Origin of the sequence: Pseudomonas sp. SJZ079 (assembly GCF_007993865.1) — a bacterium.
In the GTDB taxonomy this organism is placed as follows: Bacteria; Pseudomonadota; Gammaproteobacteria; order Pseudomonadales; family Pseudomonadaceae; genus Aquipseudomonas.
Genome location: NZ_VIUH01000006.1, coordinates 163,895 through 184,409, shown reverse-complemented (window position 1 = coordinate 184,409; position 20,515 = coordinate 163,895). Strand labels below are relative to the sequence as shown.

Here is a 20,515-nt window from a genome sequence, read left to right as displayed (position 1 = left end):
ACGCCATGACCCTGCACTATCCCACCATCGCCGACTGCGTCGGCAACACCCCGCTGGTGCGTTTGCAGCGCCTGCCCGGTACGACCTCCAATACCTTGCTGGTGAAGCTGGAAGGCAACAATCCGGCGGGTTCGGTAAAAGACCGCCCGGCCCTGTCGATGATCACCCGCGCCGAGCTGCGCGGTGAGATCCGCCCCGGCGATACCCTGATCGAAGCCACCTCCGGCAACACCGGCATCGCCCTGGCGATGGCGGCGGCGATCAAGGGCTACGAACTGATCCTGATCATGCCGGACAACATGAGCGCCGAGCGCAAGGCGGCGATGACCGCCTACGGCGCCGAGCTGGTGCTGGTGTCGCGCGAGGACGGCATGGAGGGCGCCCGTGATCTGGCCGAGAGCCTGCAGCGTGGTGGTCGTGGCAAGGTGCTCGATCAGTTCGCCAACGGTGACAATCCCGAGGCGCATTACGGCGGCACCGGTCCGGAAATCTGGCGTCAGACCCAAGGGCAGATCACCCACTTCATCAGCTCCATGGGCACCACGGGTACCATCATGGGCGTGTCGCGCTACCTCAAGGAGCAGAGCCCTGCGGTGCAGATCGTCGGTCTGCAGCCGATGGAAGGCGCGTCGATTCCCGGTATCCGCCGCTGGCCGCAGGAATACTTGCCGAAGATCTACCAGGCCGAGCGGGTCGACCGGATCATCGACATGGCCCAGCGCGAAGCCGAGGACGTGATGCGTCGCCTGGCCCGCGAGGAAGGCATCTTCTGCGGGGTGTCCTCCGGTGGTTCGGTGGCGGCCATGCTGCGCTTGTCGCAAGAGGTGGAAAATGCCGTGATGGTGGCGATCATCTGCGACCGCGGCGACCGTTACCTGTCCACTGGCGTGTACGACACGCCGGATACCTGATGGCTAAGAAAACCAGCGGTCTGCGCTTTCAGCCCAGTGGCGGCGTGCAGACACCGCAAGTGCCCGTGGGCAAGAAGCAGAAGCTCGCGATCGAGCGGCTGGCTAACGACGGCCGTGGCATTGCCTTTAGTCAAGGGCGCACCTGGTTCGTCAGCGGCGCTATGCCGGGCGAACAGGTCGAGGCCCGCGTGCTGGCGGCGCGCAGCAAGGTGGTCGAAGCGCGCGCCGAACGCATCATCAGCGCCAGTCCCGAGCGTCGCAGTGAGCCCTGCGCCCATGCGCGCAGCTGTGGCGGCTGTAGCGTGCAGCACCTGACCTATAGCGACCAGCTCGCCCTGAAGCAGCGCCAGCTCAGTGAGCAGTTCAGTCGCCTGGCCAACCTGCAACCGCAGGAGTGGGCTGCGCCGCTGGTCGGACCTGAGTTCGCCTACCGTCGTCGCGCGCGCATCGCCGTGCGTTGGGATGTCAAAGCCAAGCGCCTGGATGTCGGCTTTCGCGCCGCAGCCAGTCAGGACATTGTCGCCATCGACGATTGCCCGGTTCTGGTACAGCCCTTGCAGCCGATTCTGCATGCCTTGCCGGCAGTGCTGAAGGGCTTGGACAAGCCGCAGGCCATTGGCCATGTGGAGTTGTTCAATGGCACCGCCAGCAGCGTCTTAGTGCGCCATACTTCGGCCCTGAGCGAGGTGGATCTGGCCCGTTTGCAGGCCTTCTGCGTCGCCCAGGGTGCGCAGTTATGGTTGCATGGCGTCGGTGAGCCGCAGCCGTTCGAGCCGGCGCAGGCCTTGGGGTACCGGTTGGACGCCTGGGACTTGCAGCTGGCCTATCGGCCGGGTGATTTCGTTCAGGTCAATGCGCCGGTGAACCAGGCGATGGTGGCACAGGCGCTAGACTGGTTAGCACCGCAGGCGCATGAACGGGTACTGGATTTGTTCTGTGGCCTGGGCAATTTCGCCCTGCCGCTGGCGCGCCAGGTACGCGAGGTGATTGCGGTGGAAGGGGTGCAGGCGATGGTCGAGCGAGCCGAGCAGAATGCCGCGAGCAATGGCCTGGGTAACGCGCACTTTTTTCAGGCCGACCTGTCCGCTGCGCTGAGCGATGCACCGTGGGCGCAGGGGGGCTTTGCCGCCGTGCTGCTCGACCCGCCGCGCGATGGCGCACTGCAAGTGGTCAAGCAGATCGGCAGCCTGGCGGCTGAGCGACTGCTCTATGTGTCGTGCAACCCGGCGACCCTGGCCCGCGACAGCGCCGAACTGGTGCAGCAAGGTTATCGGCTGAAGCGCGCCGGTATGCTCGATATGTTTCCGCAGACGGCGCATGTCGAGGCGATGGCGCTGTTTGAAAGGCAGTAGGTTGAAAGGCAATAGATTGAAAGGCCGCAGATTGAGATGAACGGCGAGCAAGGCCACTTGGCTTTGCGCCGATTGACCCTCATCTACGGTCAGCAGGGGTGCATAAGGATTGCACCTTAAGTGGTTAAACCGACCGGCGCGAAGAACGCCGGCGACTATTCGGCGTACGTGGCGTGCGCCGTAGGGAAGGTAGACAAGATGGTTCAGGTGAGAGCACATCAGCCAATCAACGTTGATGGCAGCATCAATCTTGACGCTTGGTTGGCGCATGTTGTGAGTGTCGATCCGGCGCTGGATCACGAGGCGCTGCGAGACGCCTGCGACTTCGCCCGCGAGGCCGAACAGCAAGCCAATGCCGCGCAGAATTTGTGGACCGAAGGCGCTTCCAGTTTTCGCGCCGGTCTGGAAATTGCGGAAATCCTCGCCGACCTCAAACTCGACCAGGAATCGCTGGTTGCCGCAGTCATCTACCGGGGCGTGCGCGAAGGCAAGGTCACTCTGGCGGCGGTGAACCAACGCTTCGGCCCGGTGGTGGCCAAGTTGATTGACGGCGTGCTGCGCATGGCGGCGATCAGCGCCAGTCTCAATCCGCGCGATTCCCTGGTGCTGGGTTCCCAGGCCCAGGTGGAGAACCTGCGCAAGATGCTGGTGGCCATGGTCGATGATGTGCGCGTCGCGCTGATCAAACTGGCCGAGCGCACCTGCGCGATTCGCGCGGTGAAGGAGGCCGATGAGGAGAAGCGCCACCGGGTCGCGCGCGAAGTGGCGGACATCTACGCGCCGTTGGCTCACCGGCTGGGTATCGGCCATATCAAGTGGGAGCTGGAGGACCTGTCCTTCCGTTACCTGGAACCGGAGCAGTACAAGCAGATCGCCAAGTTGTTGCATGAGCGGCGCCTGGATCGCGAGCAGTACATCAACGACGTGATGAGTCATTTGCGCCAGGAACTGCAAGCTACCGGCATCGAGGCGGACATCACCGGGCGGGCCAAACACATCTATTCGATCTGGCGCAAGATGCAGCGCAAGGGCCTGCAATTCAGCGAGATCTACGATGTGCGGGCGGTGCGTGTGCTGGTGCCGGAGATGCGCGACTGCTACACCGCCCTGGGTATCGTCCACACCCTGTGGCGGCACATTCCCAAGGAGTTCGATGACTACATCGCCAACCCCAAGGAAAACGGCTACCGCTCACTGCATACCGCGGTGCTCGGTCCGGGGGGCAAGGTGCTGGAAGTGCAGATCCGCACCCATGCCATGCATGAAGAAGCCGAGCTGGGCGTCTGTGCGCATTGGCGCTACAAGGGCACCGACGTCAAGGCCGGCTCCAATCATTACGAGGAGAAGATTTCCTGGCTGCGGCAGGTCCTCGAATGGCATGAAGAGCTCGGCGATATCGGGGGTCTGGCCGAACAGCTGCGGGTGGATATCGAACCGGACCGGGTCTACGTATTTACCCCCGACGGTCACGCCATCGACCTGCCGAAAGGCGCGACGCCGTTGGATTTCGCCTACCGGGTGCACACCGAGATCGGCCACAACTGCCGGGGCGCCAAGATCAACGGACGCATCGTGCCGCTCAGCTATAGCCTGCAAACCGGTGAGCAGGTTGAAATCATTACCAGTAAGCACGGTACGCCGAGCCGCGATTGGCTGAACGCCAATCTCGGTTATGTCACCACGTCGCGCGCGCGGGCGAAGATCGTCCACTGGTTCAAACTGCAGGACCGTGACCAGAACGTCGCCGCCGGCAAGGCCATGCTCGAACGCGAGTTGGGGCGTATGGCGCTGCCTCCCGTGGACTTCGAGAAACTGGCCGAGAAGGCCAATCTGAAAACCGCCGAAGACCTGTTCGCCTCGTTGGGCGCCGGAGACCTGCGTCTGGCACACCTGGTCAACCTGGCGCAGCAGCTGGTCGAGCCGGAGCGCAGCAGCGAACAGCTCGAGCTGATTCCACGCAAGGCGCTGGGGTTCAAGTCGGGTAAGCCCGGCGATATCCAGATCCAGGGGGTCGGTAACCTGCTGACGCAGATGGCCGGGTGTTGCCAGCCATTGCCGGGCGACCCGATCGTCGGCTACATCACCCTCGGTCGCGGAGTGAGTATCCATCGTCAGGACTGCGCCGCCGTGCTGCAACTGACTGGGCGTGAGCCGGAGCGGATCATTCAGGTCAGCTGGGGGCCGGTGCCGGTACAGACCTACCCGGTGGACATCATCATTCGCGCCTATGACCGCTCCGGTTTGTTGCGCGACGTGACCCAGTTGCTGCTCAACGAAAAACTCAACGTGCTGGCGGTCAATACCATCTCGAACAAGGAGGACAACACCGCGTCGATGGCGCTGACCGTGGAGATTCCCGGGTTGGACGCGCTGAGCCGTTTGCTCGGGCGCATCTCGCAGTTGCCCAATATCATTGAGGCCCGCCGTCACCGGGCGACCTGAGCTGCTGCGCTCGACCATACGACGTTGAAGGGAAAGTGAAAAATGCTCATTGGCAAAAGCCAACTGCGCTTTTTAACTTCCCCTTCGGCTTGTCTGGCCGTCGCTCGCGTCGCTCAGCGCTTGTGTGAACGTGCTGTTGTGGGAGCGGCCTTGGCCGCGAAGTTTTTTGCTGAGAACTGAAACCGGAATTTTCCATGTACCAACTCGACGACCTGCTGCACCTGATGGCGCGCCTGCGAGACCCGCAGCATGGCTGCCCCTGGGACCTGAAACAGTCCTACGCGAGCATCGTGCCTTACACCATCGAAGAGGCTTATGAGGTGGCCGACGCCATCGAGCGTGGCGACTTCGATCACCTGCCGGGCGAGTTGGGCGATTTGCTGTTCCAGGTGGTGTATTACAGCCAGTTGGCCCAGGAGGACGGGCATTTCCAGTTCGCCCAGGTGGTCGACGGCATCACCCGCAAATTGCTGCGGCGTCACCCCCATGTGTTCCCTGATGGTGACCTGTATGGCACGCCTGATACCGCCAAACTGGCAGAGGCGGCGGTCAAGCAGCGCTGGGAAGAACTGAAGGCCGAGGAGCGGGCGGAGAAAGTCGCTGAGCCGCAGCAGTTGTCGCTGCTCGACGATGTGCCCAACGCCTTGCCGGCGCTGACGCGTGCCGTCAAATTACAGAAGCGCACCGCCCAGGTGGGGTTCGACTGGCCGGCGGCCTTGCCGGTGGTGGACAAGGTGCGCGAAGAACTCGACGAAGTGCTCGAGGCCATGAGCGAGAACGATCCGCAGGCCGTGGCCGAGGAGATCGGTGACCTGTTGTTTGTGGTGACCAACCTCGCCCGGCACCTGAAGGTCGATCCGGAGTCGGCCTTGCGCGCTGCCAATAGCAAGTTCGAACGTCGTTTTCGCTTTATCGAACAGGCGCTGCGCGAGGCGGGGCGACCGATCGAGGAGTGCGAGCTGGACGAATTGGATGCGCTGTGGGGGGAAGCCAAAAAACTGGAGCGGCAGTAGTCTCCGGGTTGTTACGCTAGCGGGGATGTAGGGACTGTTGAACGAGGCATGTCCCGCCTCTCACGGCCCTCGGAGCGCAGGCTCGAGTCATGGCCGGCAGGCGATGTCGTTGGATAATTAGAAATGGCCTCAATCACGCGGTAGTTGGCGGTTGCGGTCATTGAATTTTGTTTTGAATAGGTAAGTTATGGCTATATCACTACGCGACCAACTGCTCAAAGCCGGGCTAGTCAACGAAAAGCAGGCCAAACAGGCTAGCAAGCAGAAGCAAAAGCAGGAGCGCCTGGAGCACAAAGGCCAGGTCGAGAAAGACCAGTCGCAGCAGCTCGCCGCGCGTCAGGCCATGGCCGAGAAGGCTGCCCGCGACCAGGAGTTGAACCGTCAGCAGAAGGAGAAGGCCGAGCAGAAGGCCCGCGCCGCGCAGATCAAGCAGTTGATCGAGGTCTCCCGGCTGCCCAAGCTGACCACCGAGGATTACTACAACTTCGTCGACGACAAGAAGGTCAAGCGCCTGTCGGTGAACAGCCTGATGCGTGACAAGCTCAGCCGCGGCTCGCTGGCGATCGTCCGGCATGGCGGTGGCTATGAAGTGATTCCGCGTGAGGCGGCGCTGAAGATCCAGGAGCGCGATCCGCAGCGGGTGATCTTGCTCAATACGCCGACCGAGGCGCCGGATGCTGACGACCCCTATGCCGCCTACCAGGTGCCGGATGACCTGATGTGGTGAGTCGCACTATGTTCATGCAGAAGCCGGGTACTGCCCGGCTTCTGTTTGTGTGCAGCTCAGCAAGCGCCCGGGCTTAGCAACACCCGGGCGAAGCGCGCATTGGCTGACAGTGGGGTAATCGCGAGCAGGCGATCCAGGCGTAGACGTTGCTGGCCTTGGGCGCTGAGCACAATCAGGAACTCTTCCTTGCTCGGCGTGGTTGCGGAGGTGAGTGCCTCGGCATCGAGGCTGTCGCCATCGTTCAACTCGATGTGCAGTCGGTAGTGATACAGGCAGGCGATCTCAAGGTAGTCGTGCAGATCACAAGCCAGCGGCTGATAAAGGATGTCCATCGGCTCTCCTCGCGTATCTCTCCAGGGCAGTAGCTTACAGCCGGGAGCTGACCCGCCGACAGCGTCGTAGCCCGGATGCAATCCGGGTGCTTGCTGTGCGACAGCCGTTGCCCCGGATTTCCTCCAGACTACTTTTTGTTGCATAAAAAAGCCGGGCATCGCCCGGCTTCGCTTCGTTCGCTTGGCTCAGTCGCGACGACCTTCGACCGGCTTGCCATCGACCGTGCCGTCTTTCAGCATGATCTGGTATTCCTTGCCGTCCTTTTCCACCTGGTGCAAGCGAACTAGCAGGTAGCTCCAGTCCTTGGCGAACCAGAGGATGGTCTTGCGCTTGCTTTGCGTCGGGTCGCGCACGCGTTCGACCTTGATTGCGTCAATCAGACCGGCCTTGGTGCGTACGGTCTCTTCGCCGAGCACGCGGAAGTCGTAGGTCTCTATTTCGTCGCCGTCGAGGACCTGGTAGCTCATGCTCTTCTTGCCGGCGGCGACATCCTGTTGCAACACCAGCTGGTAAGTCGATTTGTCCTGCAGATTGCGATTGAGCGGGAAGCGCACCGGGTTGCCGCGGTCGCTACCGATCACTTGCTTTTCGTTCCAGTCGAAGTCGTACTCGACCACTTTGCTTTTGCCCAGCCCGCCGCGTTCGAAGCGGTAGGTCAGCGGCATCAGTGCGCCATTTTCGACGCGCAGGGTGCTGGTTTCGGTGAGGCTGGCGACCAACATCGAAGCTTCGAAACTGAGTTGCCAGCGCCCGTTTTCCTGGCGCTGCAAACTGCGTTCGGCGGTGCCGCTGATGGGCACCTGCTTCCAGTCGGCGGTGTAGCTGGCGGAAAACGGTGTCGGCTCCGCGGCCAGGGCCGGCAGGCTGAGTAGGGCGAGGGCGAACAATAAGGCGCGACGCATGATGTCTCCTAAGAAGCTGTTATCAAATTGGCTGCACTCGGTGATGCGGCGTTAAAAATGGCTTCGGAGTGCTCATTTACAATACGTAAACTCCGCTTCCTCAGCCATTTTTGCCTTGCCTGACCTTCGCTCGTTGAATTTGGAAACACCTTCTACGTTCGGATCAAGTGGCCGGTACTCGGCAACGGTTGGCCATCCAACACGGCGCCTTGTTCGTCCAGGCGTAAACGCCCTTCGGCAAACCAGCGCACGGCCAGTGGGTAAATCTGGTGTTCCTGTTCGTGCACCCGCTGCGCCAGACTGGTTGGCGAGTCGTGTGACTGTACCTGGATGACTGCCTGTACGACCAGAGGGCCGCCATCGAGTTCCTCGGTGACGAAGTGCACGCTACAGCCATGCTCGCTGTCGCCGGCCTCCAGTGCCCGTTGATGGGTGTGCAGGCCCTTGTACTTAGGTAGCAGCGAGGGGTGGATGTTCAGCAGACGCCCAGCGTAGTGGCGCACGAATCCTGGGGTGAGGATGCGCATAAAGCCGGCCAGCACCACCAGTTGCGGCTCGAAGGCGTCGAGGGTCTCGATCAGCGCCGCGTCGAAGGCCTCGCGACCGTCGAAGGCCTTATGGTCGAGCACCCGCGTGGCGATGCCGGCCGCTTTGGCCCTTTCCAGCCCATAAGCATCGGCGCGGTTGGAGACCACCGCGCACACGCGGGCCGGGTTATCGCCGGCCGGGATGCTGTCGAGTAGCGCCTGCAGATTGCTGCCAGAGCCCGAGATCAGCACCACCACATTGCAGGGGTTTGGCATCAGTGGCTTTTCAGGTTGTTCAGCACGACCTGTTCGGCGCCTTCTGCTGCACTGGCGATCTGGCCAATGACCCACGGCTGCTCGCCGGCGTCTTGCAGGGTCTTGAGAGCTGCCTCGACCTGATCCTGGGCGACGCAGATAACCATGCCGACGCCACAGTTGAGCACGCGGTGCATCTCGGTCTCGCTGACGTTGCCCTGCGCTTGCAGCCAGTCGAATACCGCCGGGCGGGTCCAGCTGGCCACATCAACCACGGCTTGGGCGCCTTGCGGCAGTACCCGCGGGATGTTGTCGAGCAGGCCGCCACCGGTGATGTGGGCCATGGCTTTGACCGCGCCGGTGTCCTTGATCAGCTTGAGCAGCGGCTTGACGTAGATGCGCGTGGGCGCCATCAGCAGCTCGGTCAGCGGCTTGCCGTCGAGTTGAATGGTTTCGATGTCGGCACCGCTGACTTCGATGATCTTGCGGATCAGCGAGTAGCCGTTGGAGTGCGGGCCGGAAGACGGCAGGGCGATCAGTGCGTCGCCAGTTGCCACCTTGGAGCCATCGATGATCTCGGCTTTCTCGACTACACCGACGCAGAAGCCGGCCAGGTCATAGTCTTCGCCTTCGTACATGCCCGGCATCTCGGCGGTCTCGCCGCCGACCAGGGAGCAGCCGGCCAGTTCACAGCCGTCACCGATGCCGGTGACGACCTGGGCAGCGACGTCGACATTGAGCTTGCCGGTGGCGTAGTAATCGAGGAAGAACAGCGGTTCGGCGCCGCACACCACCAGGTCGTTGACGCACATGGCCACCAGGTCGATGCCGATGCTGTCGTGTTTGTTCAGGTTAAGCGCCAGGCGCAGCTTGGTGCCGACACCGTCGGTGCCGGAGACCAATACCGGCTGCTTGTAACCGGCCGGGATCTCGCAAAGGGCACCGAAGCCGCCCAGGCCGCCCATGACTTCCGGACGGGCGGTGCGCTTGGCCACGCCTTTGATGCGTTCGACCAGGGCTTCACCCGCGTCGATATCTACACCTGCGTCCTTGTAGCTGATGGAGGGTTGCTTGCTCATAGATCCAGGCCTTTAAGGGGGAAGTCGGATGGGCGCCGGTGCTGGGAGTCTGTCGGGTTTGGCGTCCGTAGCGAGAAAGGCTGGGATTGAGGGGCTTTGATCAATCAAACGAGGCGAATAGTCGCCCTATTTAACGAGTTGGAGTGGTAAAAGCCGCCAATATCCAGTCTTTCACAGTAGGACAGTCCTAAGCCTGACAGGCTCCCTGGTGACCGGTCTGCGAAGGCGCGCGATTTTATCAGGCTTGCCGTGCAGCGGCCACCCGCCCGCACTGTGGTTGCCGGGGCGCAGGCGGCTGTTTAAGGTATAGGCTTCTACTGCGCCCTATGCGCGGTCTTCCGCCTGTCGAGAGCTTATTCCATGCGCCTGATTGCTCGCTTGCTTGTCCTGTGTTTGCCGTTGCTCAGCTTGCCGAGTCTGGCGGCGACTGTCAGTGACCTGTATCAGGTGCGCGAGCCGGTTGCCAGCCAGCAGCCGGAAGAACGTGATGCGGCCCTTGGCCGCGCCCTGGATACCCTGGTTCTGCGCTTGACCGGGCGGCGCGAGGCAGCGCAAAACCCAGGGTTGGCGGAGTTGCGCAAAGACCCACAGCAGATTGTCAGCCAGTACGACTATAAAGGTGACAGCCTGCTGGTCGACTTCGATCCCGTCAGTACCGATCGCAGCCTGCGTCAGGCTGGGTTGTCGTTGTGGGGGACCAATCGCCCGGCGATCCTTGCCTGGTGGTTGAATGAAACGGGCGATGGCGCGAGCTTGATCGGCGATGGCCAGAGCAGCGCCGTGCCCCTGACTGAGGCGGCGCAGCACTGGGGGTTGCCGCTGCGTTTGCCGCTGGCCGATCTGGACGAGCAGCTGGTCGCAACGCCGGAGAAATTGGCGGCCAGCGAGCCGACAGAGTTGCGCGCGGCGTCCGAGCGTTACGCCGCCGATGCCTTGCTGGTCGTACAAGCCCGCGAAGAGAACGGCCAATGGCAAGCCAAGTGGCGTTTGTGGTTGGGCGATGCGCGCGAGCAAGGCAAGGCCGAAGGCGCCGACCAGGCCGCGTTGGCCGATGCCGTGATGCTGGCGCTGAATGAGCGGCTGGCGCCGCGTTTCGTCATCGCGCCGGGTTCCACCTCCCACCTGACCGTTCAAATAGAGGGTGCCGACCTAACCCGTTATGCCGAGTTGCAGCGAATCCTCGAGCCCTTTGCTGCGCAGTTAGTCAGCGTGCAAGGCGATCGCCTGATTTATCGGGTCAACGCCAGTGCCGAACAGCTGCGCGCGCAACTGGCTTTGGCGAAGCTGCAGGAAGTGCCGGCCGAGGCCGAGCCGATTGATGCCAACCAACCGCCCGCTGAGGGGCAGGCGCCGCAAGTGCTGCCGCGCGGCGATGTGCTGCGGTTTCGCTGGTAGACTGCCGCGCACTGTGGGCGATGAGCGCCGCGCGACAAACCGCTGCACGCCGCTTTAGCGCTCTGTTTTTATGGATGTGAGTGCTAGAGCCGATAGCGTCGGTGCACTGCGCTGCTGAAGACCTGTCCTGGACAGTCTATTTTGCGAACTGAGGTCTGAGCATGATTGATTCACCGCGCTGGCTATGGATGGCTGGGCTGTTACTGCTCGGCTGGTTGTTGTATCTGCTGCACCCGATTCTCTCGCCATTCCTGATCGGCGTACTGCTGGCCTACCTGGGCGATCCATTGGTGGATCGTCTGGAGCGCTGGAAGCTCTCGCGCACCTGGGGAGTGATCGTGGTATTTGCGCTGTTTAGCCTGATTCTGGCCATCTTGCTGCTGGTGCTGGTACCACTGCTGGGTAAGCAGTTGATGCGCCTGTATGAGCTGGCGCCGCAGATACTCGACTGGGCGCAGCACCAGGCGCTGCCTTGGGTGCAGGCTCAGTTGGGGCTGGACGATGGCTTCTGGCGTTTCGACCAGCTGAAAACCGCCTTCTCCGAACACTTGGGCAAAACCGGCGATATTGTCGGCAAGGTGCTAGCCAAGGTCACTTCTTCAGGCTTGGCCCTGCTGGCCTGGTTGGCCAATCTGTTGCTGATTCCGGTGGTCAGCTTCTACCTGATGCGCGACTGGGACCTGATGGTCGCCAAACTGCGTGGCCTGCTACCGCGCAACCGCGAAGGCTTGGTCGTGACGCTGGCCGGCGAGTGCCACGAAGTGCTGGGGGCTTTCCTGCGTGGGCAGCTCCTGGTGATGCTGGCGTTGGGCATCATGTACGCCGTCGGGCTGATGCTGATCGGTCTGGAGCTGGGCTTGTTGATTGGTCTGTTGGCGGGCTTGGCCAGTATCGTGCCGTACCTGGGCGTGGTGGTGGGCATAGGCGCAGCCTTGACGGCAGGGCTGTTCCAGTTTGGCGGCGACTTCTACCCGCTGATGGCGATTGCCGCGGTGTTTGTGGCCGGGCAGATGCTGGAGGGCATGCTGCTGACGCCCTGGCTGGTCGGCGACCGGATCGGCCTGCACCCGGTGGCGGTGATCTTCGCAATCATGGCGGGCGGCCAGCTGTTCGGCTTCAGCGGTGTATTGTTGGCCCTGCCTGTGGCTGCGGTAATCATGGTTTTAGTGCGCCATGCGCATGATTTCTATAAACTTTCCGCTCTTTACGGAGAATCCCCAAGCGCTTCTGACGAGCCGCCAAGCCCCGCATGACACCCATTCAACTGCCTCTAGGTGTGCGTCTGCGCGATGACGCCACCTTCGCCAACTATTATCCCGGTGCCAATGCTGCGGCGCTCGGCTATGTCGAGCGTCTGTGCGAAGCGGACGCCGGCTGGACGGAAAGCCTGATCTATCTGTGGGGTGGTGGCGGTGTTGGCCGCAGCCACCTGCTGCAGGCGGCTTGCTTGCGTTTCGAGCAGCGCGGCGAGCCGGCGGTGTATCTGCCGTTGGCGGAGATGGTTGAGCACGGGCCCGAGTTGCTGGACAACCTGGAGCGCTGCGAGCTGGTCTGCCTCGATGATCTGGATGCCGTAGTCGGGCGTAGTGATTGGGAAGAGGCCTTGTTCCACCTGTTCAATCGCCTGCGCGACAGTGGCCGGCGTCTGCTGCTGGCAGCCAACGCCTCGCCACGGGAACTGCCGGTGCAGCTCGCCGACCTGCAGTCGCGGTTGACCCAGGCCCTGGTCTTCCAGCTGCAATCGCTGTCCGATGAAGACAAGCTGCGCGCCCTGCAACTGCGCGCCTCGCGTCGTGGTTTGCACCTGAGCGATGAGGTCGGACGGTTTATCCTGACCCGCGGCGAACGCAGCATGAGTGCATTGTTCGACCTGCTGGAGCGCCTGGACCAGGCCTCCCTGCAAGCCCAGCGCAAGCTGACGATTCCCTTCCTGAAAGAAACCCTGGGCTGGTAACAACGGCTGCTAAACCCAATTCGTAGGCCGGGTTAGCCGCCTGCGCAATGGCCCGGTCAAAGGCCGGATTGGCTGCGGCGTAACCCGGCATTGCGGTATAACTGCTGGCGCTACGCCGGGTTACGCGGCGCTCGGGGGGCGTGTCGTCGACAGGTCCGTAGCATGCGCCACTAACAGGCCGTTGAAAAACTACTGCGCTCGGCTATGCCGCGTTGAAATCAACCTCACAAAAGCGCAGCGTTGAACGCGCTTCAGCGCGGCCCCGAAGGGGTGAGCGAAGCGAATAAAATGCTCATGTACAGCTCGTACACTCGGCTCGGGCATCCTGCTTCGCCCTACCTCCTGCATCCATGCAGTCGTGCGCTTTTGATTCGCTACGCTCACCCTGCGTGCGGGCCAGCCTCCGGCTGTTACTCCACTTCGCTGCGTTGCGGCTGATTTCGCCTTGTGACCCACATGGATGTGGGAAATGCCGTTACCCGTAGGGAACGGGTACGGCCCTAGCCGTCGCTCGCTACATTTTTCAACGGCCTGCTAACCCGGCCTGCTGCTCGCGACTTTGCGCAACTGTTCGGCGAGTCGGCCAGCGTTTCTCAGCTTTCCCCAGCCAGCTTACGGTCGTATTGGAAGCGCCAGCGCGTGTACATCAGTGCGGCGCAGAACAGGCTGAGGCTGAGCAGGGTCTCCAGCCAGCCGAACAGTGCTTTGGACGGATCGAAGGCCGCCAGCACGCCCTGAATGAAGTACAGGTTGACCACGAAACAGGTCCAGGCGTGAGCACGGGCGTTGCCGAGGAGCATGCCGGGGGCGAGTAGCAGCAGTGGGATCAGATTAAAGCCGAGGATGACCCAGAGCAGTTTGCTGGGACGCTCTGCGAAGCTCAGGTTCCACACCAGCAGCAGGGTGCCCAGTGCCAGGAAGCTCAGCAGGCTGATCGCCCGGCTGGCGGCCAGGCGTGGTTGCAGCCAGTCGAGAGAGGGTAGCGGCTTGGGGGTTTTAGCCACGGGCTGGCTCCAGTTTCAGGGCGGTGTGCGCCAGGCGTTGGCCGAGCGTGCGGCACAGGGCGATTTCATGTTCGTCGAGGGCGCGTTTGCTGTCGGCACCGGCATGGTGGCTGGCGCCATAAGGTGTACCGCCGCCGCGGGTTTCCAGCAGTGCGGATTCGCTGTAGGGCAGGCCGGTGATCAGCATGCCGTGGTGCAGCAGCGGCAGCATCATCGACAGCAGGGTGGTTTCCTGGCCGCCGTGCAGGCTGGCGGTAGAGGTGAACACGCCGGCGGGTTTGCCCACCAGACCTCCGGTCAGCCACAGGCTGCTGGTGCCATCGAGGAAGTACTTCAGCGGCGCGGCCATGTTGCCGAAACGGGTCGGGCTGCCGAGAGCCAGGCCGGCGCAGTTTTTCAAATCGTCGAGACTGGCGTACAGCGCTCCTTCGGCCGGAATGTCCGGGGCGACGGCTTCGCACTCGCTGGATATGGCCGGCACCGTGCGCAGGCGCGCCTCCAGGCCACCCTTCTCGACGCCGCGGGCTATCTGCCGGGCCATTTCGCTTGTGGCGCCGTGGCGGCTGTAATACAGCACCAGAATGTAGGGCTCACTCAAGGCAGGATCTCCAGGACTTTCTCCGGAGGCCGGCCAATCACCGCCTGGTTGCCGGCCACCAGGATCGGGCGCTCGATCAGTTTCGGGTGGGCCGCCATGGCGGCAATCAGTTGCCCTTCGCTCAAGCCAGGGTCGGCCAGGCCCAAGGCTTGGTATTCATCTTCGCCGGTGCGCAGTAGTTGGCGGGCGTTGAGTCCGAGCTTTTTCAGCAAGTCCTGCAGTTGGGAGGCACTGGGCGGGGTTTCCAGGTAACGCACGATGGTCGGCGTCAGGCCGCGCGCTTCGAGCAGTTGCAGCGCGCTACGGGATTTCGAACAGCGTGGGTTGTGATAGAGCGTCAAATCGGTCATGTGCAGGTCGCATCTTGCGTCAGGTGGCGGCTATTCTAACCGCGTCGGCACCTGAGTCTGAACAGGCTAGATTCTTTACTGTCTGGAGTAGGGGCGCTCGATGAGCCTGGACTGATCGCCAAGAACAGGTGCGCTAAGCTCAGGCTCCTGGAGCAGCTCAAGTGAGCTAACCCTGGCCTACGGTCGTACTCAGGTGCTTTAAGGTGGGCTGCAGCACGGTTTGGTCGAGCGCAATGGTTTTGCAATGGGCAGCTAAGGAGAGGGCATGCGTCAGCGCTTAAATAACCTGGTGGAGTTCTGGCGTTTCCTGATCCAGCGTTTTCTCGCCGATCGCGGGGCCAATAATGCGGCTGCCTTGACGTACACCACGCTGTTCGCGGTGGTGCCGATGATGACCGTGACCTTCGCCATGCTCTCTGCCGTGCCGGCGTTTCAGGGAACGGGCGAGCAGATTCAGAGTTTTATCTTCCGCAATTTCATACCCTCGTCCGGTGAAACCGTGCAGGAATACCTGCGCGACTTCACGGCTCAGGCGCGTCAGCTGACCTGGATTGGCGTGGTTGTGTTGGCCGTCACCGCCTTCTGGATGCTGGTGACCATAGAAAAGGCGTTCAACACCATCTGGCGGGTGCGCCAACCGCGTCGCGGCGTCTCCAGTTTCTTACTCTATTGGGCCATCCTGAGCCTGGGGCCGATCTTGCTGGGGGCGGGCTTTGCGGTCAGCACCTACATCGCCTCTTTGGCGCTGGTTTCCGGGCCTGATGCGTTACTCGGTACGCAAACCGCGTTGAAATTCATGCCGCTGCTGTTCAGTGTCGCGGCCTTTACCTTGCTCTATGCGACGGTGCCGAATGCGCGCGTGCCTTTGAAACATGCGTGCTTGGGTGGCGTGTTCACTGCGGTTTTATTCGAGGTGGCTAAGGCATTGTTTAGCCTGTATGTAAGGCTGTTCCCTGGCTACCAGCTGATCTACGGGGCGTTTGCCACGGTGCCGTTGTTTCTTTTATGGATCTATTTGTCCTGGTTTCTTGTGCTGTTTGGCGCTGAGCTGGTATGCAATCTATCTTCGTCGCCGCAGTGGCGTAAGCAGTCCATGCCGCGGCTGCTGGTGGTTCTGGGGATTCTTCGGGTGTTTCATGAGCGCCAACGCTCGGGCCTGAAGGTGCGTCATCGCGACGTGCAACGCCAAGGCTGGCTGTTGCCGGAGCATGAATGGGAGGAAGTGCTCGAGTTCCTTGAGCAGCGGCAGCTGGTCGCCCCGACTACCGCGGGCGCCTGGGTGTTGAGTCGTGATCTGGGGCAGTACAGCATGGAGCAGTTACTGAGCCACAGTCCCTGGCCATTGCCGCGGCTCAGCCAGTTGCCGGAACAGCTCGATGAGCCCTGGTATCCGGCGCTGCGCAGTGCCTTGGAGCAGTTGCATGCTCAGCAGGAGGCGTTGTTTGAAGGGAGCCTGGCGGATTGGCTGCACCCAGTCGCCGAGTGACAAAAAACGTCAGTTTGCGGCGTGGCCTCGGCGCGAAATGCCGGGTGTTAGCTTGATAGGGGTTGGGGCGAGCGGGATAAGGAGGCTGGCACGCTTCTGGCACTGGCAATCGCTATCGAAGATTGCCACCAGGCTGCCAGCAGATCAGGGATTGACTGAGAATAAAGGCGTTTTATGACTGCTACCCGTTTTTTCCCAGCCACTGATCGCAGAGTGATTTATCTCTATCAGCGTGATCCACAAGAGGCGCTGGAGCGGCTGAATCGGATTACTGGGCTGCGTTTCGCCCACTGGCCCGAATCGTTGGTGCAGGTGCCGGGCGAAGGTCAGGAAATACGCGCGCAGGCGCAGGAACAAGGCGAATCTGTGATGCGGGTTGAGGTGTTATCGGGTTAATGGCATCGCCCCGTAGTTGCTCATAGGCAGCGAGATTAAACGGAAGGTCAGGCGAGTGCTTGGCGACTGTCGCTGTTCGCCAGTTCGACCGCTTGTACGAACAACTCTTCGACCACCAAGCCTTGCGTCGGCACTGCTGAGCGCAAGCGCACCTGCATGTCTTCGATCTTCTGTTTGAGCGGCAGCCGGGCGATCCCAGACAGCAGGATCTTGCTATGAGCGCTGACTTTTCCGTGATCTATCGTGATTTCGCGACGTTTGCCAGCATCACGGTAGCTGACCAGCAAAGACACCGGAAGGTTAGCCAACCCTGGAACCTGCAGCCAGGCGGCAATATTGTACTCGGCAACCCGCCCCTCGTAGGGCGTGACCCGTAGGCGAGCGGCATCGACGATGCGCGTAGGCACTGGGCCGATCAGCTTGTCGTGGACTTGGGTCATTGGGGCGTTTCCAGGCTGATAGCGAATTGAGTCAAACAAAGGTGTGGGAATTATAAGCAGTGGCACGCGGACGAAACTGTGCGCTCAGCCGACGCCCTGCGTGACTCGTCTCGCAGTTTTTATTGTTTATGCCAGTTGCAGTGGGTGGCGTGTGACCGAGGGGGTGCTGAGGTTGGCTGCGGGCAATTGCAGGACGGTTTGGTTATGCACGCCGCCGAGTTGTAGCCAGAGTTTTTCGTCGGCGGCGAACTGTCCAGTGGGTAACCATACGCCGTGATGCCAGCCGCTACCGGGGGTTGGTGTGCTCTGCAGCACGCCTGGGTGGGTTTGCGCGCTGGGCGCGCGGCGCAGCCAGGCGGGGCGCGGTAGGCCTTTGAGGAAGCTCAAGCCCAGATGCAGGCCTTCGACGTTGAGGTGACGCCAGCGGACCAGGGCCAGCACTGGTGTGGTGCTGCCGCTGAGCATGAGCACTAGCTGGCCAATGGGTAAATGCGCAGCCTGATCAGGGTCGCACAGCAGGCGCGCGCCACCGGGGCTGGTGTCGAGCATCTGAGTGTCGGTGCGTTCGGGACGTTGTTCCAAGAGCTGCGCATGAATGGCCGGCAGGCCGACGACCAGGCTGCACTCCACGTCCTGTTCGGCGCGTGGGTGGCGTCGTTGTTGCTGGCCTAGCCAGTGATGCTGGACCTGCTCAAGCAATTGCCGTTCGGCACTGCTTTGTAACGGTGCCGGTTCATGCAGGGCGACTAACAGGGCGCCGAGCTCAAAGCGGCGCAGGTAGGCGCGACTGCCCTCGGGCTTCTGCGCGTAGCCCAAGCAGGGCTGCGATTCCGTCAGGTCGACAATCGGGCCTTCAGCGTCCTCCTCCTCATCCCAGGGCAGTAGTCGCGCCAAGCCTGCCAAAGGTGCAAGGGCTCCGAACAGCAGGGGACACTCACCTTCGGCGAGATGAAAAGGGTTGCTCAGACCGAGCAACAGCATTTGCTGGTAAAGGCCACGTAAGCTGCTGGCGGGCGCGGGCTGAAAGGCTGCCGCGACCGACTCATCCAGGCACTCCTGGTGTTCGCCGATCCAGTACAGCAGATGACTGTCACGCCACAGGCTGGGTGGCGGCTCCTGATACAGCTGAAAGTGGCGCAGCAAATTTTGCGCGAGAAAGTACTGGGCCATGTACAGGCACCAGGCCAGGTGCGGGCGTGAGGGTTGCCGACCTTGGAGTATCTGCAGCAGCAGGCGTTTGAAGCCGATGGCCAGTTCGCCGCATAAGCGTACGAATAACGTGGGTGGCGGCGTACCCGTTAGATAGGCCGCGCTGTAGTGGCGGTACTCTTCGCTGAGACTTTGCAGTGCGCGCTGTCTTTCGAGTAAGGTCATGGCGCTGCGGTTAAGTCGAAACAGCAGGCTGAGCACCTGTTGCAATCCCAGGTCATGGGGCTGCTGTCGGGCATTGACCAGGTGCTCGTTGAGGTCGGCTAGTGAAGCCGCGTCTTCTTCGAGTAGATCCGGCACTTCCAGGCGCAAGGTATCTAACGTCATATCAATCCTTTGTGGACGAGGACCAAATGCATGGGCACGCAACTCCAGGCTGTTATTCGTAGTGTTATAGGCATGTGCGTCTGTCTAATTCTGGCAGGTTGCGGCGAAGGCGTCGGTGTCGATCAGTCTGGACGAAAGGTAACGGCTGAGAGCCTGGAAGGCCAGTGGCTGGTGATTAATTACTGGGCCGAGTGGTGCGCACCGTGCCGGACTGAGATTCCCGAGTTGAATGCCTTGGCCAGGCAATTCAAGGCGAGTTCGGTGACTGTGCTGGGGGTGAACTTCGATGGCTTGCAGGGGGCTGAGTTGCTTAAGGCATCAGAGGCCCTGGGCATCGAGTTCACCGTGCTGGAGCAAGACCCGGCGGCGCGCTATGAGCTGCCGCGCAGTGAAGCGCTACCGGTCACCTATATCGTCGACAGCCAGGGGCGAGTGCGCGAGCGCTTGCTGGGCGAGCAGACTGCTGCTGGCCTGGCGGCTCGTCTGAAAGCCTTGCAGGCGGAGGAGTAGATGATGTCGCGCAAGTGTTTGCATGGCTATGTCAGCGGGCGAGTGCAGGGGGTGAGTTTTCGCCAGTACACCAGCGAGCAAGCCGAGCGTTTGGACTTGGCTGGCTGGGTGCGTAATCTGGACGATGGTCGCGTCGAGCTGTTGTTCGAGGGCGAGGAGGCCGCGGTGAATGCATTGGCTGCCTGGCTGGAAAAGGGGCCGACGCTGGCCAATGTCACCGCAGTGGAGTTGGAAGCGCAGCCGTTGCAGGGGATTGCCGGGTTTGTGGTGCGGCGGTGAAGGTGCGGCGTTCATGCCGCTGTGCATGCTGAGTTACGCGTGCTGAGTTTTTCTGCACGGTCAGGCTTCAACGTATGCCTAGGGTCTGTTGCCGTTTCATTCGCGGCCGCGCCGTAGCCTGTTTTTGCGCGAGGCAAGGCACGAGGAGCGCGGTTTGGTTGTTCCAAATGAGCGACGAGAAACGCCGCATCGCGCAAAAACAGGCCCGGCCCTTCGGGTTGCGCGGGAAATGGCCCCCGCTGTTGTTGCAGGACTTGGCAAGGGAATGACCATTACCTGCGTCCTGCGCCTAAACGGGGGCCATTTCTCGCGGCAACGCGGCTCGCAATGAAACGGCAACAGACCCTAGGCCAAGCTAGGGCTTCACATACCAGTAGTCATGCCAGAACCCGATTACCTTGGCGGGGTAGGTGTTTCGACCCAGGCTGCCGTTGTAACGGGCCAAGGCGCGGCTCAGGTTGCCGTTCTCTTTGCGTAAATAGAAGCTGAGAATGGTGCAGCCGTAACGCAGGTTGGTGGCGTTATCGGTCAGATTGTCCTGTGGACGACCGAGTTCGGCTTTCCAGAAAGGCATGATTTGCATCATGCCTTGGGCGCCGACCGAGGAAATGGCGAAGCGGTCGAAGTGGCTTTCCGTGTGGATCAATGCCAGTACCAGATCAGGCCGCAGACCGGCCTTGCTGGCCTCATGATGCACCTGCCTCAGCAGTGTCAGGCGCTCTTCGGCCTCGGGCATGAAGCGTGTCAGGCGGGTGGACATATCGAGCAGCCAGACTTGCGCATCGAAACGGTCTTGAAAGCTGTCGGCCTCGGCGACGGTGCGCTGCAGCAGGCTGCGCAATTCGGGCTCGGGCGCCTGGCGCAGATTGGCATGGCTGGGCATGCACAGCAGTGCCATCAGCAGCGTCAGGCCCAGGCGCAATGCCATGCTCGGCTTGGCAGGCCGCTGAAAAATGTAGCGAGCGATGGCTGGGCAAGACGAAATCAGCCGAGAAAGCGCAGCGTACGAGTTGTACATGGGCATTT

General features: G+C 61.7%; 22 protein-coding genes. 12 read left to right on the top strand and 10 right to left on the bottom strand.

Annotation, left to right across the window (positions count from 1 at the left end; translation table 11 throughout):
• The first annotated feature begins 5 nt into the window (after positions 1–5).
• The 5 genes from cysM to FBY03_RS08580 all read left to right on the top strand — a co-directional run bounded on the left by cysM (position 6) and on the right by FBY03_RS08580 (position 6,445).
• On the top strand, positions 6–911 hold the full coding sequence (gene cysM, locus FBY03_RS08600; RefSeq protein WP_147171779.1) for a cysteine synthase CysM: 906 nt from the start codon (positions 6–8) through the stop codon (positions 909–911).
• Positions 911–2,263 (top strand): 23S rRNA (uracil(1939)-C(5))-methyltransferase RlmD, encoded by a 1,353-nt coding sequence (gene rlmD, locus FBY03_RS08595; protein ID WP_147171778.1) that lies wholly within the window; start codon positions 911–913, stop codon positions 2,261–2,263. The genes cysM and rlmD overlap by 1 nt, the downstream gene beginning before the upstream one ends.
• 198 nt (positions 2,264–2,461) lie before the next feature.
• Positions 2,462–4,705 carry a GTP diphosphokinase gene (gene relA / locus FBY03_RS08590; protein WP_147171777.1) on the top strand — a complete coding sequence of 748 codons (2,244 nt, stop codon included), beginning with the start codon at positions 2,462–2,464 and terminating at the stop codon, positions 4,703–4,705.
• A 194-nt stretch (positions 4,706–4,899) separates the two neighbouring features.
• On the top strand, positions 4,900–5,718 hold the full coding sequence (gene mazG / locus FBY03_RS08585; protein WP_147171776.1) for a nucleoside triphosphate pyrophosphohydrolase: 819 nt from the start codon (positions 4,900–4,902) through the stop codon (positions 5,716–5,718).
• Positions 5,719–5,905: 187 nt separating this feature from the next.
• Positions 5,906–6,445: a DUF2058 domain-containing protein gene (locus tag FBY03_RS08580; protein WP_147171775.1), complete on the top strand. Its 540-nt coding sequence runs from the start codon at positions 5,906–5,908 to the stop codon at positions 6,443–6,445.
• Between the two features lie 56 nt (positions 6,446–6,501).
• On the opposite strand, the gene FBY03_RS08575 is transcribed toward FBY03_RS08580, so the two are convergent.
• The 4 genes from FBY03_RS08575 to purM all read right to left on the bottom strand — a co-directional run bounded on the left by FBY03_RS08575 (position 6,502) and on the right by purM (position 9,541).
• Entirely contained in the window at positions 6,502–6,777 is a 276-nt protein-coding gene (locus FBY03_RS08575) for a Rho-binding antiterminator (protein ID WP_147171774.1), read from the bottom strand.
• A 186-nt stretch (positions 6,778–6,963) separates the two neighbouring features.
• Positions 6,964–7,680, bottom strand: coding sequence for a DUF3108 domain-containing protein (locus FBY03_RS08570; protein WP_147171773.1), 717 nt, complete (start codon positions 7,678–7,680; stop codon positions 6,964–6,966).
• A gap of 152 nt (positions 7,681–7,832) precedes the next feature.
• The gene (gene purN / locus FBY03_RS08565) at positions 7,833–8,483 is read right to left on the bottom strand and encodes a phosphoribosylglycinamide formyltransferase (protein ID WP_147171772.1); all 651 of its coding nucleotides are present in this window, start codon (positions 8,481–8,483) and stop codon (positions 7,833–7,835) included.
• On the bottom strand, positions 8,483–9,541 hold the full coding sequence (purM, locus tag FBY03_RS08560; protein WP_147171771.1) for a phosphoribosylformylglycinamidine cyclo-ligase: 1,059 nt from the start codon (positions 9,539–9,541) through the stop codon (positions 8,483–8,485). Before purM ends, purN begins: the two co-directional genes overlap by 1 nt.
• Before the next feature lie 360 nt (positions 9,542–9,901).
• Here purM and FBY03_RS08555 point away from each other — a divergent pair, with 360 nt between their 5' ends.
• From FBY03_RS08555 to hda, 3 genes are all read left to right on the top strand, one after another.
• Entirely contained in the window at positions 9,902–10,936 is a 1,035-nt protein-coding gene (locus FBY03_RS08555; protein WP_147171770.1) for a DUF2066 domain-containing protein, read from the top strand.
• A gap of 161 nt (positions 10,937–11,097) precedes the next feature.
• The gene (locus FBY03_RS08550) at positions 11,098–12,189 is read left to right on the top strand and encodes an AI-2E family transporter (RefSeq protein ID WP_147171769.1); all 1,092 of its coding nucleotides are present in this window, start codon (positions 11,098–11,100) and stop codon (positions 12,187–12,189) included.
• Positions 12,186–12,890, top strand: a complete 705-nt coding sequence (gene hda, locus FBY03_RS08545; protein WP_147171768.1) for a DnaA regulatory inactivator Hda — start codon at positions 12,186–12,188, stop codon at positions 12,888–12,890. The genes FBY03_RS08550 and hda overlap by 4 nt, the downstream gene beginning before the upstream one ends.
• A 593-nt stretch (positions 12,891–13,483) precedes the next feature.
• On the opposite strand, the gene FBY03_RS08540 is transcribed toward hda, so the two are convergent.
• From FBY03_RS08540 to arsC, 3 genes are read right to left on the bottom strand one after another with little or no spacing between them, the layout of a single operon-like run.
• Positions 13,484–13,894: a DUF2069 domain-containing protein gene (locus FBY03_RS08540; RefSeq protein WP_147171767.1), complete on the bottom strand. Its 411-nt coding sequence runs from the start codon at positions 13,892–13,894 to the stop codon at positions 13,484–13,486.
• Positions 13,887–14,492: an NAD(P)H:quinone oxidoreductase gene (gene wrbA / locus FBY03_RS08535; RefSeq protein ID WP_147171766.1), complete on the bottom strand. Its 606-nt coding sequence runs from the start codon at positions 14,490–14,492 to the stop codon at positions 13,887–13,889. Before wrbA ends, FBY03_RS08540 begins: the two co-directional genes overlap by 8 nt.
• Positions 14,489–14,842, bottom strand: coding sequence for an arsenate reductase (glutaredoxin) (gene arsC, locus FBY03_RS08530; RefSeq protein WP_147171765.1), 354 nt, complete (start codon positions 14,840–14,842; stop codon positions 14,489–14,491). The genes wrbA and arsC overlap by 4 nt, the downstream gene beginning before the upstream one ends.
• A 265-nt stretch (positions 14,843–15,107) precedes the next feature.
• Here arsC and FBY03_RS08525 point away from each other — a divergent pair, with 265 nt between their 5' ends.
• Both FBY03_RS08525 and FBY03_RS08520 read left to right on the top strand, forming a co-directional pair.
• Positions 15,108–16,328, top strand: coding sequence for a YihY family inner membrane protein (locus FBY03_RS08525; protein ID WP_147171764.1), 1,221 nt, complete (start codon positions 15,108–15,110; stop codon positions 16,326–16,328).
• Between the two features lie 174 nt (positions 16,329–16,502).
• Positions 16,503–16,724 (top strand): hypothetical protein, encoded by a 222-nt coding sequence (locus tag FBY03_RS08520; RefSeq protein WP_147171763.1) that lies wholly within the window; start codon positions 16,503–16,505, stop codon positions 16,722–16,724.
• Between the two features lie 47 nt (positions 16,725–16,771).
• Here FBY03_RS08520 and FBY03_RS08515 read toward each other — a convergent pair whose 3' ends face one another.
• Both FBY03_RS08515 and FBY03_RS08510 read right to left on the bottom strand, forming a co-directional pair.
• Positions 16,772–17,164, bottom strand: coding sequence for a hypothetical protein (locus FBY03_RS08515; protein WP_147171762.1), 393 nt, complete (start codon positions 17,162–17,164; stop codon positions 16,772–16,774).
• Positions 17,165–17,290: 126 nt separating this feature from the next.
• A complete protein-coding gene (locus tag FBY03_RS08510) occupies positions 17,291–18,700 on the bottom strand; it encodes a PilZ domain-containing protein (protein WP_147171761.1) in 1,410 nt (469 codons plus the stop codon).
• A 72-nt stretch (positions 18,701–18,772) separates the two neighbouring features.
• Here FBY03_RS08510 and FBY03_RS08505 point away from each other — a divergent pair, with 72 nt between their 5' ends.
• Both FBY03_RS08505 and FBY03_RS08500 read left to right on the top strand, forming a co-directional pair.
• On the top strand, positions 18,773–19,210 hold the full coding sequence (locus FBY03_RS08505; protein ID WP_371920760.1) for a TlpA disulfide reductase family protein: 438 nt from the start codon (positions 18,773–18,775) through the stop codon (positions 19,208–19,210).
• Positions 19,211–19,213: 3 nt separating this feature from the next.
• Positions 19,214–19,489, top strand: a complete 276-nt coding sequence (locus FBY03_RS08500) for an acylphosphatase (RefSeq protein ID WP_147171759.1) — start codon at positions 19,214–19,216, stop codon at positions 19,487–19,489.
• A gap of 355 nt (positions 19,490–19,844) precedes the next feature.
• Here FBY03_RS08500 and FBY03_RS08495 read toward each other — a convergent pair whose 3' ends face one another.
• Positions 19,845–20,417 (bottom strand): transglycosylase SLT domain-containing protein, encoded by a 573-nt coding sequence (locus FBY03_RS08495; protein ID WP_147171758.1) that lies wholly within the window; start codon positions 20,415–20,417, stop codon positions 19,845–19,847.
• Positions 20,418–20,515: the final 98 nt, after the last annotated feature.

Bases quoted from the DNA above. Each gene is read 5' to 3' on its own strand.
- FBY03_RS08495 (WP_147171758.1), bottom strand. From the start codon at position 20,417: ATGGCATTGCGCCTGGGCCTGACGCTGCTGATGGCACTGCTGTGCATG.
- purN (WP_147171772.1), bottom strand. From the start codon at position 8,483: ATGCCAAACCCCTGCAATGTGGTGGTGCTGATCTCGGGCTCTGGCAGC.
- cysM (WP_147171779.1), top strand. From the start codon at position 6: ATGACCCTGCACTATCCCACCATCGCCGACTGCGTCGGCAACACCCCG.
- FBY03_RS08520 (WP_147171763.1), top strand. From the start codon at position 16,503: ATGACTGCTACCCGTTTTTTCCCAGCCACTGATCGCAGAGTGATTTAT.
- FBY03_RS08525 (WP_147171764.1), top strand. From the start codon at position 15,108: ATGCGTCAGCGCTTAAATAACCTGGTGGAGTTCTGGCGTTTCCTGATC.
- purM (WP_147171771.1), bottom strand. From the start codon at position 9,541: ATGAGCAAGCAACCCTCCATCAGCTACAAGGACGCAGGTGTAGATATC.
- FBY03_RS08550 (WP_147171769.1), top strand. From the start codon at position 11,098: ATGATTGATTCACCGCGCTGGCTATGGATGGCTGGGCTGTTACTGCTC.
- hda (WP_147171768.1), top strand. From the start codon at position 12,186: ATGACACCCATTCAACTGCCTCTAGGTGTGCGTCTGCGCGATGACGCC.
- FBY03_RS08580 (WP_147171775.1), top strand. From the start codon at position 5,906: ATGGCTATATCACTACGCGACCAACTGCTCAAAGCCGGGCTAGTCAAC.
- FBY03_RS08555 (WP_147171770.1), top strand. From the start codon at position 9,902: ATGCGCCTGATTGCTCGCTTGCTTGTCCTGTGTTTGCCGTTGCTCAGC.
- FBY03_RS08510 (WP_147171761.1), bottom strand. From the start codon at position 18,700: ATGACGTTAGATACCTTGCGCCTGGAAGTGCCGGATCTACTCGAAGAA.
- relA (WP_147171777.1), top strand. From the start codon at position 2,462: ATGGTTCAGGTGAGAGCACATCAGCCAATCAACGTTGATGGCAGCATC.
- arsC (WP_147171765.1), bottom strand. From the start codon at position 14,842: ATGACCGATTTGACGCTCTATCACAACCCACGCTGTTCGAAATCCCGT.
- rlmD (WP_147171778.1), top strand. From the start codon at position 911: ATGGCTAAGAAAACCAGCGGTCTGCGCTTTCAGCCCAGTGGCGGCGTG.
- FBY03_RS08500 (WP_147171759.1), top strand. From the start codon at position 19,214: ATGTCGCGCAAGTGTTTGCATGGCTATGTCAGCGGGCGAGTGCAGGGG.
- mazG (WP_147171776.1), top strand. From the start codon at position 4,900: ATGTACCAACTCGACGACCTGCTGCACCTGATGGCGCGCCTGCGAGAC.
- FBY03_RS08505 (WP_371920760.1), top strand. From the start codon at position 18,773: ATGTGCGTCTGTCTAATTCTGGCAGGTTGCGGCGAAGGCGTCGGTGTC.
- FBY03_RS08575 (WP_147171774.1), bottom strand. From the start codon at position 6,777: ATGGACATCCTTTATCAGCCGCTGGCTTGTGATCTGCACGACTACCTT.
- FBY03_RS08515 (WP_147171762.1), bottom strand. From the start codon at position 17,164: ATGACCCAAGTCCACGACAAGCTGATCGGCCCAGTGCCTACGCGCATC.
- FBY03_RS08570 (WP_147171773.1), bottom strand. From the start codon at position 7,680: ATGCGTCGCGCCTTATTGTTCGCCCTCGCCCTACTCAGCCTGCCGGCC.